General features: G+C 47.1%; 12 protein-coding genes and 1 tRNA gene. 8 read left to right on the forward strand and 5 right to left on the reverse strand.

Annotated features, from left to right (window positions below; translation table 11 throughout):
• Positions 1 to 206 precede the first annotated feature (206 nt).
• From ACFOET_RS04170 to ACFOET_RS04190, 5 genes are read left to right on the forward strand one after another with little or no spacing between them, the layout of a single operon-like run.
• Positions 207 to 1,139 carry a DUF6772 family protein gene (locus ACFOET_RS04170; RefSeq protein ID WP_379019878.1) on the forward strand — a complete coding sequence of 311 codons (933 nt, stop codon included), beginning with the start codon at positions 207 to 209 and terminating at the stop codon, positions 1,137 to 1,139.
• Positions 1,140 to 1,148: 9 nt separating this feature from the next.
• Positions 1,149 to 1,484 carry a hypothetical protein gene (locus ACFOET_RS04175; protein WP_379019880.1) on the forward strand — a complete coding sequence of 112 codons (336 nt, stop codon included), beginning with the start codon at positions 1,149 to 1,151 and terminating at the stop codon, positions 1,482 to 1,484.
• Between the two features lie 43 nt (positions 1,485 to 1,527).
• A complete protein-coding gene (locus tag ACFOET_RS04180; RefSeq protein ID WP_379019882.1) occupies positions 1,528 to 2,097 on the forward strand; it encodes a gluconate 2-dehydrogenase subunit 3 family protein in 570 nt (189 codons plus the stop codon).
• A 12-nt stretch (positions 2,098 to 2,109) separates the two neighbouring features.
• Positions 2,110 to 3,810 (forward strand): GMC oxidoreductase, encoded by a 1,701-nt coding sequence (locus tag ACFOET_RS04185; RefSeq protein WP_379019884.1) that lies wholly within the window; start codon positions 2,110 to 2,112, stop codon positions 3,808 to 3,810.
• An 18-nt stretch (positions 3,811 to 3,828) separates the two neighbouring features.
• The gene (locus tag ACFOET_RS04190) at positions 3,829 to 5,280 is read left to right on the forward strand and encodes a sodium:solute symporter family transporter (RefSeq protein ID WP_379019886.1); all 1,452 of its coding nucleotides are present in this window, start codon (positions 3,829 to 3,831) and stop codon (positions 5,278 to 5,280) included.
• 206 nt (positions 5,281 to 5,486) lie between these two features.
• On the opposite strand, the gene ACFOET_RS04195 is transcribed toward ACFOET_RS04190, so the two are convergent.
• Entirely contained in the window at positions 5,487 to 6,773 is a 1,287-nt protein-coding gene (locus ACFOET_RS04195; RefSeq protein ID WP_379019888.1) for a citrate synthase, read from the reverse strand.
• Positions 6,774 to 6,985: 212 nt separating this feature from the next.
• Between ACFOET_RS04195 and ACFOET_RS04200 the strand changes: the two genes are divergently transcribed.
• Both ACFOET_RS04200 and ACFOET_RS04205 read left to right on the forward strand, forming a co-directional pair.
• Positions 6,986 to 7,351, forward strand: a complete 366-nt coding sequence (locus ACFOET_RS04200; RefSeq protein ID WP_379019890.1) for a BlaI/MecI/CopY family transcriptional regulator — start codon at positions 6,986 to 6,988, stop codon at positions 7,349 to 7,351.
• A 2-nt stretch (positions 7,352 to 7,353) separates the two neighbouring features.
• Positions 7,354 to 8,964, forward strand: coding sequence for a TonB-dependent receptor plug domain-containing protein (locus ACFOET_RS04205; RefSeq protein WP_379019892.1), 1,611 nt, complete (start codon positions 7,354 to 7,356; stop codon positions 8,962 to 8,964).
• 19 nt (positions 8,965 to 8,983) lie between these two features.
• Here ACFOET_RS04205 and pth read toward each other — a convergent pair whose 3' ends face one another.
• The 4 genes from pth to ACFOET_RS04225 form a co-directional block, all read right to left on the reverse strand.
• On the reverse strand, positions 8,984 to 9,550 hold the full coding sequence (pth, locus tag ACFOET_RS04210; RefSeq protein ID WP_379019894.1) for an aminoacyl-tRNA hydrolase: 567 nt from the start codon (positions 9,548 to 9,550) through the stop codon (positions 8,984 to 8,986).
• Between the two features lie 112 nt (positions 9,551 to 9,662).
• Positions 9,663 to 10,253 (reverse strand): 50S ribosomal protein L25/general stress protein Ctc, encoded by a 591-nt coding sequence (locus ACFOET_RS04215; RefSeq protein ID WP_379019896.1) that lies wholly within the window; start codon positions 10,251 to 10,253, stop codon positions 9,663 to 9,665.
• Positions 10,254 to 10,378: 125 nt separating this feature from the next.
• Positions 10,379 to 11,323: a ribose-phosphate pyrophosphokinase gene (locus ACFOET_RS04220; protein ID WP_379019898.1), complete on the reverse strand. Its 945-nt coding sequence runs from the start codon at positions 11,321 to 11,323 to the stop codon at positions 10,379 to 10,381.
• Between the two features lie 111 nt (positions 11,324 to 11,434).
• A tRNA-Gln gene (locus ACFOET_RS04225) sits at positions 11,435 to 11,505 on the reverse strand.
• Between the two features lie 201 nt (positions 11,506 to 11,706).
• Here ACFOET_RS04225 and ACFOET_RS04230 point away from each other — a divergent pair.
• On the forward strand, positions 11,707 to 14,733 hold the full coding sequence (locus tag ACFOET_RS04230; RefSeq protein ID WP_379019900.1) for a glycosyltransferase family 117 protein: 3,027 nt from the start codon (positions 11,707 to 11,709) through the stop codon (positions 14,731 to 14,733).
• The last annotated feature ends 4 nt before the right edge of the window (positions 14,734 to 14,737 follow it).

A 14,737-nucleotide genomic window follows, 5' to 3' on the forward strand; every position in this document is an offset into this window, starting at 1 on the left:
TTGACCTGACAACTTAAGATCGCTGGATAGAAATGGGCAAGCTGCTGTTGGGAGTGGCGGGTGCCCGGTATCGACCGCCGGGGAGAAGAAGTAGTTGTGATCGGCGGCGGGCAAGACCGTGAGTCCGAACGAATACGGTGCAGGTCACCAGTATAACCAAATGGGAAGAAGGAATAGAACATGAAATCAAGTGAAAAGGATACAATATGAAAGACTATGTGATTGCTTTAGAGAGCGGGTTAACGAACTATCAGCCGCTTCGTAAAATTATTTGTTATGACGATTTCGATAAAGGCCTGCGTGGATGGGTGGACCTCCATCCGAATTACGTAGGCAAAAATTTCAATACACTCCGATATAGCCATGTTGACAAAACACAGTGGGGGCCGATCATGTTGAGCTCGGCAAGTTTTCGATTTGTGGGGACACATGGATCGATGAACGGCACGTACTCCATGAAGTTATCCACCCGCCCCGTTGCAAATCCGTATACCGCAGCCCCCGCCCCGGGAAGCCTATCTCACGGCATCAAGCGGCTTACCACTCACCTGACTAAGGGACTTCGGCAATTTGAAATGTGGTATGCTTATACGCCGGAGCAGGATCGGCAGGGGCTCAGCGAACAGGCAATGCGGGCATTTGGGGCTTTCTTTGACATTCAGGACGATGAATACCGATATTTCATCGGTGCGCGTTACCTCAATGCGGTGGATGGTGAAATGGTGAGGAGGTGGCAGGTATTCCAAGCTAAGGATGTCTCCGATTTGGAATGGGCCTATGGGGTTGAGAACGATTGGTGTAAGCACGGAATAGATGCCATGTGGTATGGGGAGCGGTATCCCGATGGTGCAACAGACGGATTTGAATGGGTGCCCGACGGCTATCAGGACCTGTGTTATAACGAAAGCGATGACAAGATTAACTGGAGTTATTTCCGGCTATTGATTGACACGGAAAAAAGGGAATACGTCGAGCTGCAGTCGGGTGATAAGGTCTTCGATTTGAAAGGCATGAAACCCACGCTGACAGCACCGTATGCGCGGATCAAGGGATTGTTCAATCCGAGTATTTGGGTAGAGAACGACACGGACAGACGGGTGTTTTTTTATGTAGATTCCATTGTTATATCAGGAGAGTAGCCGATCAAAATGAGACATTTTCATGCATCAGTAGTCGAACGCCGTATCACGGTCGAGGAAAAGTTTGAGGCGCATCCGATGGAAGCAGGATGGGCATCGGAGGCGATATTTTTTTTAATCGTTGAAGAATTGCAAGGCGAGGATATAGCACTGGACGCAGTAGTTGAAATTTCTGCCGATGGGATTAACTGGATTCCGGAAGGAACCGTGTTTCCCAGAATCACAGCACCCGGCAGCCATTTCGTTCGGGTTTCGCATTTCGGCAATTGGTTGAGAGTGCGCGGTATGGTGTCGGGAAAGAAGGCTTCTGCTAAGTTGTCTGTACACTTACATTTAAAGGAATGAACCGGAATAGAACGGGTAAGATATATAAGATTTAAAAATAACAATGATGAATAGGAGAGATGCGCTTAAAGCTGCCACATCGCTAATCGGTGGGGTGGTGGTTTCCTCCGGTGCGGGTTCGCTGTTGAGTGGATGTACTCAGGTACCGGGTGAGGCTAGGGATGGGCCTTTTACGGCCGCCCGGGTTGATATGTTGACGGAAATAGCAGAAGTTATCATACCACAAACGCATATCCCCGGTGCGCGGGCGGCAGGCGTTGGGCCGGTTATGGTTAAGATTATCAGTGAATGTTATCCCGAAAAAACACGCGCGAATTTCATAGAGGGACTCCTGAATTTTGAACAGGCTGTAAACGAGCGATTTCAGCGGAATTTCGTCGATTTGGATGCATCGCAGCGCGAGCAATGGATCGAAGAATGGCGCGACCGGGTTATCACGAAAAAAGCCGGTAAATCGGACTCCCTTTTCTTTACCATTGTGAGAGATATGACCATTTTGTGTTTCACTACAGCGGAAGTGGTATGTACACAATTGTGCGAATATGTACCAGTTCCTGGAAGATACGATGGATGCATGACTTATAAACAGGGAGATAAACGGTATATCACTTAATTGTAGGAACAGATGAATTTGAATGTCAAAGCAGATAAATCAAATACGTACGATGCAATTGTTGTAGGATCCGGTATCAGCGGAGGATGGGCTGTTAAGGAACTTACCGAAAAGGGGCTACGTGTGCTGCTACTGGAACGTGGACGTAATGTTGAACATATCAAGGACTATGATACAGCGTTAAAAGCACCTTGGCAGTTTACCTACCGGGGAAAGCTTACGGAAGAAAAGAAAAAAACGCATTACGTACAGCGCCGTGCGAGGGGGTATAATGAATTTAACGAACATTTTTGGGTCAACGACGAAGAGTGCCCTTATACGGAAGTAAAACGCTTCGATTGGTTCAGGGGCTACCACGTGGGGGGTAGATCATTGATGTGGGGTAGGCAGTGTTACCGATTCAGCGACCTGGACTTCGAAGCGAATCTCCGGGATGGCCATGGGGTAGATTGGCCAATTCGCTATCGCGACATGGCACCTTGGTACGACTATGTTGAACGTTTCGCGGGGGTGAGTGGACAGCAGGAGGGATGGCCTTTTCTGCCAGATGGCGAATTCCTTCCACCCATGGCACTAAACTGTGTGGAACAATCCGTGAAGGAGAGAATTGAAAAGCACTATGACCGTAAGCGTATCCTAACGATTGGCAGGGTGGCTAACCTGACTGTTCCACACAACGGCAGGGCGCAATGTATGTACCGCTACCTCTGCAATCGGGGTTGTCCGTTTGGTGCTTATTTCAGTACACAGTCTGCCACGTTACCGGCGGCTATGGCAACCGGTAAACTCACGCTGCGGCCATATGCTATCGTCAACAGCGTATTGTACGACAAGGATACCAAAAGGGCCAAGGGGGTGTTGGTCATCGATGCTGAGACACACGAAACCACGGAGTATTATGCGAACGTGCTTTTTTTTAATGCCTCAACCTTGGCTACCACTTTTATCCTGCTAAACTCGATTTCGGAAGCGCACCCGAATGGTTTGGGAAACGGGAGTGGTCATTTGGGGCATAACCTGATGGATCACCACTTTAGGTGTGGTGCCAATGGCGAGCCGGAGGGCTTCGAAGATCGGACTATCTATGGGCGCCGTCCAACGGGTATTTATATCCCTAGGTTCAGGAATATCCATGGCGAGAAACGAGATTACGTGAGGGGGTTCGGATACCAAGGGGGAGCCAACCGATCAGGTTGGCAAAATACGGTTGCAGAACTAGCATTTGGCAGGGAGTTGAAAGGAGCGTTGGCCAAGCCGGGAAAATGGACCATCGGGCTCAATGGATTCGGCGAAACGCTTCCCTATTATGAAAACCGAGCTTATATTGATAAGACAAAGCAAGACAAATGGGGACAACCGGTATTGGCCATAGACTGCGAATACAAGGCCAATGAGCTGAAGATGCGCGAGGACATGATGAATGATGCTGCCGAGATGCTGGAGGTAGCAGGGATCAAAAACGTTAAAACCTACGATGAAAAAGCCTATCCGGGGGCGGCCATACATGAAATGGGAACAGCCAGGATGGGCAAGGATCCTAAAACATCGATATTGAACGAATGGAATCAACTGCACGAAGTGCGGAACGTGTTTGTGACCGACGGTTCCTGTATGACCTCAAGCGCGTGCCAGAACCCGTCGCTGACCTACATGGCCCTTACTGCACGCGCATGTGATTATGCGGTCAAGGAAATGAAAAAAAACAATCTTTAACGTTGTCAAAACATCGATATGCACGTTATCGACTATATCATATTATTTTGCTATTTTACAGGGATCGTGGTTTTGGCCACCGTTTTCAGTAAATCCCAGAAATCGCTGAAGGATTTTCTCATGGGGGGCGGAACGATTCCTTGGTGGGCAGCCGCTTTTGCAGGGATTGCCACCGTTACGAGTGCGATTTCTTATATCGGTGCCGTGGGGTTGGGATTCAGTTCAGATTTTACATTTTTACAGTACCGTTTAGCACTTCCGATAGCCATTCTGGTTATCTGTGTTGTTGTCCTTCCCTTCTTTTTTAACCTCAGGCTCTATTCAATTTACGAATACCTGGAGAGGCGTTTCAACCTTACCGTTAGGTTGGTTGGTAGCGGCCTGTTCGTCTTATTCAAAAGTTGCTTCTTGGCTATTGGCATCTTTGCACCAGCCATCATTATCAGTGTGCTTAGCGGTATCGACATGCTTTGGGTTATTCTCGTTACCGGTGTGCTTACCACGCTGTATACGATGGTTGGTGGCATGAAAGCGGTTATCTGGACCGATGTGCCGCAGCTGTTTATCATGTTGGGCGGTATCTTCGTTATTATCGCTGTAGCGGTTTCGAAAATAGACGGTGGTTTTTCCGAGGTGCTAACGATGGGGGCAGCCAATGATAAATTTCAATTTTTTAACTTTTCCACCGATGTTACCGATACCTATACTTTGCTGGGAGGAATTATTGGCGGGAGCTTTTTGATCATTTCACAATTTGGTACGGATCAGGCGGAAATGCAGCGTTTCTTAACAGTGGATTCGCTTAAAAAATCGAACTATGCATTCATTACATCGGTTTTGGTTGCATCCCTGATCGGGTTTTTGATTTTTTTCGAAGGCGCTGTATTATTTGCGTTTTATAAGCAACAAGGCCGAACTGATATTGATACCAACCAGGTATTTATTCGTTTCGTGATTGACGAACTGCCTACCGGATTTCGGGGATTCTTGGTTGCCGCATTGTTCGCTGCCTCCATGTCAACAATCAGTTCAGTCCTTAATTCGCTGACGACCGTTGTCCTTTCCGATTTTTACAACAGGTTTAGGAAAGAGGAGGCAACGGTTAGTTTCGCGAGGAAACTCACGCTCGGCATCGGGTTATTTTCGACATTGTTGGCGTGTTTTGGCGGATACCTGGGTAATATTCTAGAGGCATCGATGACCGTGATTAATTTTTTTGGTGGAGCATTGGTCGGCCTATTTCTGCTGGGCATGCTGAGCCGGCGTGCTGGGCCGACCGGCGCACTGATTGGCTTTACCACTGGTTTTCTTACCGTGGTGGCCGTGGCAAGTTTTACGGATGTTTCCTATATGTGGTACAGCGCTATTGGTGGTGTCGTCACGATTGCCAGCGGCGCTTTGGTTGGGGTGGTGCTTCGTGAGTCGCTGCGTGAAGACCAACAGCTGTTGGTGTTTGGGCGTCGACGGTAACGAATAAGGGTGAAAACCGTACAAAACGATTGGTACTGACGGCGATAGTTGCTTTCACAGCAGCTTCCGTGTTTCACAGGAAAAGGTAAGCCCATAGAATACGGAAGAATGGGACGCGGAACCTAAAAAATGAACATTAATGCTACAGACATCCCCTCAGATGCCCTCATTTCATTTGATGGGACTACATTGACCGGTCTATCTTCCTAGCGTTGGTCCAGCGGTATGTAGTCGCGTTTGATACTACCGATATATACCTGCCTTGGGCGACCAATGGGTTCTTTGTTTCCTTTCATTTCTTTCCATTGGGCAATCCAGCCCGGCAGTCTTCCAAGAGCAAACAACACTGTGAACATGTCGGTGGGGAAACCCAGCGCCCGATAAATGATGCCGGAGTAAAAATCCACATTTGGGTAAAGCTTCCGGTCTACGAAATACTGGTCTTTCAATGCCGCCTCTTCCAGCTCCTTTGCAATATCCAACACCGGATCGTTGATGCCGAGCTTGTCCAGCACGTCGTCACAAGCCTTTTTGATGATTTTAGCACGCGGATCGAAATTTTTATATACCCGGTGTCCGAATCCCATTAAGCGGAATGGATCGTTCTTATCCTTCGCTTTCGCTAGCCATTTTGCGCTGTCACCGCCATCATTGCGGATGTTTTCAAGCATTTCGATGACCGCTTGGTTTGCACCGCCGTGCAGCGGGCCCCAAAGCGCGGAGATGCCCGCGGATATGGACGCATACATGTTGGCGTTGGAGGATCCTACGATGCGAACGGTAGACGTAGAGCAGTTTTGCTCATGGTCGGCGTGCAAGATGAGTAATTTATGCATCGCGTCTACGACAACCTTGTCTATAGTTATATCTTCCGTGATTTGGCCAAACGTCATATTTAGGAAGTTGTGCACGTAATTAAGCTCGTTTCGAGGATAAATGACGGGGTGGCCAAGGGATTTTTTGTATATCCAAGACACAATAGTCGGCATTTTAGCCAAGAGCTTAATGATGGTCAGGTTTTCCTCTTCTTCGCTGGGATTAGGGTTGAGCGATTCCGGATAAAATGCAGACAATGCGCCGACTAAACAAGACAACTGGCCCATAGGATGCGATTTCGATGGGAACCCATCGAAAAACTTCTTCATGTCTTCATGGATCAAGGTGTGTCGGCTGATCTTTTTCCGGAAATCGGACAATGTGTCGGCCGAAGGAAGGTCACCATATATCAGCAAATATGCGACTTCCAAGAAAGTCGACTGTTCAGCCAACTGCTCAATAGGATATCCCCTGTAACGCAACACGCCTTTCTCGCCATCCAAAAACGTAACGGCACTTTTCGTCGCGCCGGTGTTTTTGAACCCGGGATCGATGGTGATCGCTCCAGACAGGTCGCGAAGCTTTGAAATATCGATACCTTGCTCGTTTTCCGTGCCCGTAACTACCGGTAGTTCATGCGTATTACCGTTTATTGATATAGAAGCTATTTCTGACATAATTGTAACTGGATGAATTGCAAATGTAATGAAATTGGCAAAATATTAAAGCGTTAAACCGATTATATTGCGATTTTAATGTTAATTTAATATCTAAATTAACGTTGCTGATTAGCCGTCAGATCGAGTCTTTTAGAAAAAGCATATAGCTTTTGTTAGGTTTTCTACGTAATTTCCGTAACTTTACGCTTTATACGTAATAACGCGATGGCATGGAAAAATTGACGATTCAAGAAGAAGAGGCAATGCAACTCATATGGCGCAACCAGGGTGGGTTTGTTAAAGAACTGCTGGATAGAATGCCGGGAGAAAAAACGCCATATACAACGCTGGCGTCGACCATCAAAAATTTGCAACGCAAAGGTTATGTCAAAGCCGTGAAATATGCGAACGCTTATCGATATGAGCCGATAGTCGCTGAAGAGGACTATAAGAAGGTGTTTATGAACGGTTTCGTAAGCGATTATTTTAGAAACTCCTACAAGGAGCTAGTAAGCTTTTTTGCCAAAGAGGAAAAAATCAGTGCGGAGGACTTGGATGAAATTATCAGAATGATCAAGGAAGAAAAAAGTGAATAGCTATGCCCGATATTATTCTATACTTGCTCAAGGCGAATCTATCTATCGTGTTGTTTTATTTTGGGTACCGCTGCCTGCTGCGCAAACTGACATTTTACAACCTCAATCGCTTCTATCTGCTGTTTGCGCTGGTTTTTTCCATAAGTTATCCGATAATAAATGTAAAAGGCTGGTTGGTAGCTCAGCCGAAAATTTCGAGTGAAATCGGATTGATTATTCCCGACTGGCAACAGATACCGACCGACACATTCAGTTTATGGCCTTACGTAACTGTCTTGTTCTGGCTGGGAGGGGGCTGGTTTACGTTGAGGCTGCTGGCACGGCTTGGCAGCTTGTGGAGCATCCATCGGCGATCTATAGTGGCCAATTGGCGGTTGTTCCGGTACCGGCAGGTTTTCGATAATGTTCTGCCTTTTTCATTTTGGCGGAACATCTACCTCAATATACATAGCCATGGTGATGATGAATTAAGTGAAATCTTTGAGCACGAACAAATCCATGTCAACGAATTGCATACTGTTGACGTATTGGCCTCGGAAATATGTAGCGTCATCTGCTGGTTCAATCCGGCTGCCTGGTTGGTTCGGATTGCAATCCGAGAAAACCTCGAATTCATCACAGATCGACGCGTGCTCCAAAGCGGTGTGGATAAAAGGACCTACCAATACAGTCTACTGAAGGTCGGCCAGCAGGCTGCAGTCAATTCTGTGTTAGCGAATAGTTTCAATTTCAATAGTCTAAAGCGGAGAATTATCATGATGAACATGCGCAGTTCATCCCGGCTGCAGTTGGGCAAGTATGTGTTTGCCATTCCTGTCATCGCATTTTTTGTGCTGGTATTCACCCTCACTAAAGCCTATGAACAGGATTCTGCCCTTATTTTTACCATGGCTGCCGCGGATACGGAAAGCGACCAGCCGGCTATATCACGGCAGGATACCGCCATTGAGCGCAAAGAGGAATCCACTGTGCTTAATGAAATCGACAGCATACAAGTCGTAGGGCATTCCGGTGCGGACGCACGCAATCCCGACACTCCAGAGGTTAAAATATCCATCCGGAATAGCTCAAGTAATGATCCGCTTTATGTGGTAGACGGCGAGTCTCTGGCAATGGATTTCGATCGAAGTAGTATGGATCCATATGACATCGCAAGCATCACCGTGCTGAAAGATGCTTCGGCGATAGCGTTGTATGGGGAACGCGGCGTCAACGGTGTTATTCTCATTATCACGAAAAAAGCCGTCGCAAAAAGCACGGGAAACCATCAGAAACGTTCAGGTGCGGACAGTGCTGCTCAAAAAATGGTCTTGCCGGTAACCGCTGAACAGCGGTTGCCGATGGATGGCACTGTCAGGCTGGATACGGTGAAGACCACGAAGCCGCAAGCGATTGAGTCCAATATGTTTCGCATTGGTCGTAGCGATGACCAACCGTTGTACCTCATAGACGGCCAAGAAGCAAGCACCGAAGATTTGAAAAAGTTGTCTCCAGACGATATCTCCGCCGTGAATGTATGGAAAGAGGAAAGCGGTATTGAGAAATACGGTGAAAAAGGCGCGAATGGGGTAGTTGAAATTACCACAAAAAAAAGCCAGAAGAATAAAAAGTAGCGCTGCCCCTGGTCAGAATTTACTTATTGAATTGCGTCATGGTTAATTCCGTGCCTATTTGGACAATGCTGTTGACCATCTGCACCGAACGCTCGATAAGCTGGGGCAGTTCTTTCAATTCATCGTCATCGAACCCACTCAGCACGTAGTCCACCTGCCTGCCCTTCGGGTAATTGTCGCCTATTCCGAAACGCAGACGCGGATACCCTTGTCCGCCACATAGTGTCTCGATGCTTTTCAGTCCGTTATGCCCACCGCTACTACCTTTTGCGCGTAACCGGAGCTTACCAAAGGGCAGAGCGATTTCATCGACGATGACCAGTATATCCGATAAGGGTATCTTCAGTTCGTGCATCCAATAGTTGACGGCTTTCCCACTCAAATTCATGTAGGTGGTCGGTTTGATGAGGAAAACACTGTTGCCGCGCTGACGGTATTCGGTGTAGTACGCGTACCGCAACGTAGAAAAGGTGGTCCCCGCCTGCTTGGCCAACTCGTCAGCAACCATAAAGCCTATGTTGTGGCGGTTATCAGCGTATTCCGCCCCGATATTCCCCAAGCCAACGATGAGGTGTTTCTTTGCCATTCCGGTGCGAAAATACGACTATTTAGCACATTGCACACCAAATCATTAAAACAAAAAGCACCGACCAGCAGGGTCGGTGCTTTTTGCACGGTATGGCATGTAGCCCCAGCTGTTATTTTTTCTTCTCTGCTTTGGCCGCTTCTTGTTCGGCTTGACGTAATGCACGTGACATGATTACCGAAACGATGGTGTCATCGGCATTGTTAAGAACTTTTGCATTTTCTAATCGGACGTCGCTTACACGCACCGATTTGCCGACTTCCAGGCTTTCAAGACTTACTTCAATGTATTGAGGCAAATCTTTTGGAAGGGCCTTTACACGAAGCGTACGAAGTTTCTGCACCAACTTGCCGCCCACTTTCACACCAGGGGAAGTACCGGTCAGCTTGATCGGGATATTCAGTGCTACCTCCTTTTTGTCATTAAGTTCAAGGAAGTCGATGTGACGTACTTGGTCAGTAAGTGGGTGAAACTGGGTGTCTTGGAGGATGGCTTGAAATTTCTTGCCATCGATATCCAAGTCGATGAAATGAACATCCGGCGTATATATGGCCGGTTTCAAATCAGTTGCGGATACGGCAAAGTGGTACTGTGCTGTACCACCGTAGAGCACTGCCGGCACTTTACCGGCATAGCGTAGCTCCTTCGCATCTCTTTTCCCTACGTTCTTTCTTAAAGAACCGCTAATAGCAATTGATTTCATTTTAATTAATTTAACTTTCTGAATTTAAGGTCGCAAATATAAGAAAAAGTGTTTGATCTATATATGTGATTCAAAAATAGTTTCTATATACTTATATAAACCATATGTGAGCATTGAAAGTCTCGTTATTTCACTTTAAAGAGGTTGCTGATGGACCCATGCTCATTAACGTTTTTGATGGCACTGGCGAATAGGTCTGCGGTAGAGAGCACCTTGATTTTATCACTTTTATGTTTGAGCGGGATGGTGTCTGTAACAATTAATTCGGTAAGCGCAGAATTTTCTATCGTTTCGTACGCTTTGCCAGACAGCACAGGATGGGTACACACCGCCCGTACACTGCTGGCACCGTTTTCCATGATGAGCGAGGCCGCCTTAGATAACGTGCCAGCTGTATCGCAGATGTCATCGATGAGCACGATGTCTTGCCCTTTCACATCGCCGATGATAGACATGGATTCAATTTCGTTTGCGCGTTTGCGCTGTTTGTCACAGATAACCACTTCCGCGTTGAAATATTTGGCAAATGTACGCGCGCGGTATGAACCGCCCATGTCCGGTGAAGCGATGGTCAGGTTGGGTAAGTTTAGTGACTTGATGTGCGGTACGAAAATCACCGACGCATCCAGGTGATCGACCGGAATATCAAAAAAACCTTGAATCTGGGCGGCATGGAGATCCATGGTCATGATGCGATGCGCGCCGGCTGCTGTAATAAGGTTGGCAATCATTTTGGCACCGATGGCTACCCGGGGTTTATCCTTGCGGTCCTGTCGCGCAAACCCGAAATAGGGTACAACAGCTGTGATATAATGTGCCGAAGCACGCTTTGCTGCGTCGATCATCAATAGTAATTCAAACAGATTGTCCGTGGGTTGGTTTGTAGACTGGATAAGGAATACATCGCACCCTCTGACGGACTCGTTGTAGAACGGTTGGATTTCTCCATCGCTAAAGTGGGAAACGGTCATCTCGCCAAGGTCTCTGCCGTAAGATTGTGCGATTTTCTGTGCTAATTCTGTGGAGGAGGAACCGGAAAAAAGCTTTACCGGATTGAATTGCAAAGGCATGGTCTTGTTGTTGTTTTGTGGGTTAGCAAATGGATTGGAGTATGTGATGTTTTTTCCACTGATACACTCAAAAAATGAACGGATTGCCAACAGACAATCCGCATTTTTTTGTTGCCCGACCAGGATTCGAACCTAGACAAACAGAACCAAAATCTGTCGTACTACCATTATACTATCGGGCAATCCGAAATTCTTTGTGCCACCCTTGCGAATGGGACTGCAAATATAGGCGGATCGCATATTAATTGCAAAATTATTTTATTTTTTACTGAATACCGCTGATAGCTTGCGCAATGTGTTAAAAAACCAAATATTATGTTTGTGTTATCGTACTATTCTTTATTTTCGGGGCGTGATTTAGTGAACCATACGCTTGACACTTTATGAACTACAATAGAATCAATAATATTATTGGCTGGTTGTGCGGACTGATTGCCACCACGGTCTACGTACTGACTGCCGAACGAACCACGAGTTTTTGGGATACGGGTGAGTTTATTGCCTCAGCCTATAAAATGCAGATCGTACACCAGCCGGGGGCTCCGTTGTTTTTGATGTTGCAGAATGTGTTCTCCAACCTTGCATTCGGCAATCCGGAGCGGATCGCCTTCTGGATGAATGTCGGATCTGCGATATCCAGTGGATTAACCATTGTATTTCTGTTTTGGAGTATCACGGCGCTTGCGCGAAAGGTGGTGTGGAAGTCAGGGACCGAGCTTACCGACAGCGGTCTTATCCGGATTATGGGCGCCGGAGTTGTCGGTGCATTGGCTTATACGTTTTCAGATACGTTTTGGTTTTCCGCCGTTGAATCGGAAGTGTATGCCATGTCTTCCCTCTGTACGGCTGTGGTATTCTGGGCTATCCTGAAATGGGAGGCAACAGCTAATGAGCCTGGCGCAGATAAATGGCTGCTTTTCATCGCCTATATGATGGGGCTGTCCATCGGTGTACATTTGTTGAATTTGCTGGCCATTCCGGCTATCGCCTTGGTTATTTATTTCCGTCGTACGCAGAAAGCAACCACCGCCGGTGCCGTCAAGGCGTTACTCATAGGCTGTTTGGTGGTAGCTGTGGTGTTATGGGGAGTCATCCAGTACCTAATTAAGTTTGCGGCTTACTTCGACTTGTTCTTTGTCAACACGCTCGGTCTAGGATTTGGTTCAGGTGTCGTTGTCTTTGCGCTGTTGGTGATAGGTGCTACGGTTTATGGTATTTGGTACTCAATAAAACAAGCGAAGCCATTGCTCAACGTCATTCTCCTTTCGTTCGCGTTTATCGTATTTGGCTATAGCTCATTTGCCATGATCCTCATCCGCGCCAAAGCGAATCCGACGTTAAACAATAGTGACCCCGATAATGCGTTTTCCTTTCTGAGTTATCTCAACCGGGAACAATATGGTGATGAGCCCAAATTCAAGGGGCCTTATTTTGATTCCCGGCCAATCGATATCAAATACGAAGGCAATATCTACCGTAAGGGACCTGAACGGTATGAAGTAGCTGGCCAAAACTTCAGTTATGTATATGACCGCGAAACGATATTTCCACGGATTTACAGTACCCGCGAGGCGTCCCACCAGCAATATTACCGGAGTTACCTCAACCTAGGTGAAAACGAACGACCAACCTTTGGTGACAACCTACGCTTTTTCTTCAGTTATCAGGTGGGGCATATGTACGGGCGCTATTTCCTATGGAATTTCGCAGGACGTCAGAACGACCAGCAGGGGCATGGCGACCTCACCACTGGCAATTGGGTTAGCGGCATTAAGTTCATTGACCAACTGCATGTAGGCGGCCAGGACGCTTTACCTGAATCTCAGCTTAAAGATCCGTCATATAACAGGTATTATTTTCTGCCCTTGATCCTGGGTCTGATCGGTGCTTTTTGGCACTTTAAGCGCCGCCAGCGCGATGCGGGAGTCGTGGGGCTGCTGTTTTTCATGACTGGATTGGCGATTGTATTATATCTCAATCAAAGCCCATTGCAGCCGCGCGAACGTGATTACGCTTATGCGGGGTCGTTCTATGCATTTGCTATCTGGATCGGCTTAGGGGTGCTGGGCATTAGCGATTGGCTGACAAAAAGACTAAGCGCACGAACGGCAGGGATAGTGGCTGCCGCAATTGGATTACTGGCCGGTCCGGTGATTCTAGCAAAAGATGGGTGGGATGACCATGACCGTTCACAAAAATTCTTGGCCCGTGATATTGCAAGAAACTACCTGGAATCATGTGCGCCAAATGCCATCTTGTTTACCTATGGCGATAACGATACCTATCCTTTGTGGTATGTGCAGGAGGTTGAAAACATACGTCCCGATGTCCGCGTCGTCAACCTAAGCTTGCTTAGTGCCGACTGGTATGTGCGGCAAATGACAGAGAAAGTAAACGAAGCAGATGCATTGCCTATCAATATCCCGAATGAAAAGTATGTAAAGGGCGTCCGTGATGTCATCTATTATCATGATGCCAAAATTCCGGGATCGGTCGAGTTGAAAAACATCGTGGCGTTGATGTTGTCCGACAACCCCAACGATAAGCGTCAGTTGCGGAGCGACCAACCCGAGAACTTCCTGCCCACCAAAAATCTACAGCTAACGATCAGCAGAGATGATGTCATCAAAAACGGCGTAGTGCCTGTCGCTTGGCAAGATAGCATTGTTGACGTGATGCAATGGACGTACAACCAGGATTATGTTACGCGGGCAGAATTGGCGATGATGGCAGTGCTGGTGAACAATAACTGGGAACGCCCTATTTATTTCGCAACCACCGTGCCCAGCAGTAATTTTATGGGCCTGGATAAATACCTGGTATCTGAAGGATTCGCACTTAGGTTAATGCCCATCGATATGCAACAAAACACGTCGCAAGGGTTGGTCAACGCGGACGCAGTGTATGATCATGTAATGAACAAGTATGTATGGGGTAATATTAAGAATTCGCCTTACCTGGACCCAGAGTCGTATCGAATGATCAGTTTGATATTGAATAATATCTATGCTGCTCCCGCAGAAGCGCTGCTTGCCGAAGGGAAAAAGGAAGAAGCCAGAAAACTGCTAAATGACGCTTTAGAAAAAATGCCTGAGCGAATATACCGAATCATGGATGCTTACGGTTACTCGTTTCTTTCTGAAAGCCTTTATGCTACGGGTGAAACGGAAAGGGCTAATGCTTTGGTTGAACGCAACGTTAAGTACCTCGAAGATCAGCTCCGGTATTACGCAGCGATTGCAGAATCCAAACCTAACCTGGAAATGCAGAATATCCAGTACAGCATGTTCACGCTGAATAGGTTTTCGGAAACTGCCAAGGAGTACGGACAGGAGGAGCTGAGCGAGCGGGTCTCCAACATATTTGCACAATATGAAGCTAAATTTTTCGGTGGAATGCCGTCGAATTAGCGAA

It is taken from the genome of Parapedobacter deserti, from assembly GCF_042646065.1.
GTDB classification, from domain to species: domain Bacteria; phylum Bacteroidota; class Bacteroidia; order Sphingobacteriales; family Sphingobacteriaceae; genus Parapedobacter; species Parapedobacter deserti.

What these genes read in the sequence shown, in the direction of transcription:
- ACFOET_RS04170 (WP_379019878.1), top strand. Translation starts at nt 207, where the DNA reads ATGAAAGACTATGTGATTGCTTTAGAGAGCGGGTTAACGAACTATCAG.
- ACFOET_RS04205 (WP_379019892.1), top strand. Translation starts at nt 7,354, where the DNA reads ATGCCCGATATTATTCTATACTTGCTCAAGGCGAATCTATCTATCGTG.
- ACFOET_RS04200 (WP_379019890.1), top strand. Translation starts at nt 6,986, where the DNA reads ATGGAAAAATTGACGATTCAAGAAGAAGAGGCAATGCAACTCATATGG.
- ACFOET_RS04175 (WP_379019880.1), top strand. Translation starts at nt 1,149, where the DNA reads ATGAGACATTTTCATGCATCAGTAGTCGAACGCCGTATCACGGTCGAG.
- ACFOET_RS04215 (WP_379019896.1), bottom strand. Translation starts at nt 10,253, where the DNA reads ATGAAATCAATTGCTATTAGCGGTTCTTTAAGAAAGAACGTAGGGAAA.
- ACFOET_RS04230 (WP_379019900.1), top strand. Translation starts at nt 11,707, where the DNA reads ATGAACTACAATAGAATCAATAATATTATTGGCTGGTTGTGCGGACTG.
- pth (WP_379019894.1), bottom strand. Translation starts at nt 9,550, where the DNA reads ATGGCAAAGAAACACCTCATCGTTGGCTTGGGGAATATCGGGGCGGAA.
- ACFOET_RS04190 (WP_379019886.1), top strand. Translation starts at nt 3,829, where the DNA reads ATGCACGTTATCGACTATATCATATTATTTTGCTATTTTACAGGGATC.
- ACFOET_RS04180 (WP_379019882.1), top strand. Translation starts at nt 1,528, where the DNA reads ATGATGAATAGGAGAGATGCGCTTAAAGCTGCCACATCGCTAATCGGT.
- ACFOET_RS04195 (WP_379019888.1), bottom strand. Translation starts at nt 6,773, where the DNA reads ATGTCAGAAATAGCTTCTATATCAATAAACGGTAATACGCATGAACTA.
- ACFOET_RS04185 (WP_379019884.1), top strand. Translation starts at nt 2,110, where the DNA reads ATGAATTTGAATGTCAAAGCAGATAAATCAAATACGTACGATGCAATT.
- ACFOET_RS04220 (WP_379019898.1), bottom strand. Translation starts at nt 11,323, where the DNA reads ATGCCTTTGCAATTCAATCCGGTAAAGCTTTTTTCCGGTTCCTCCTCC.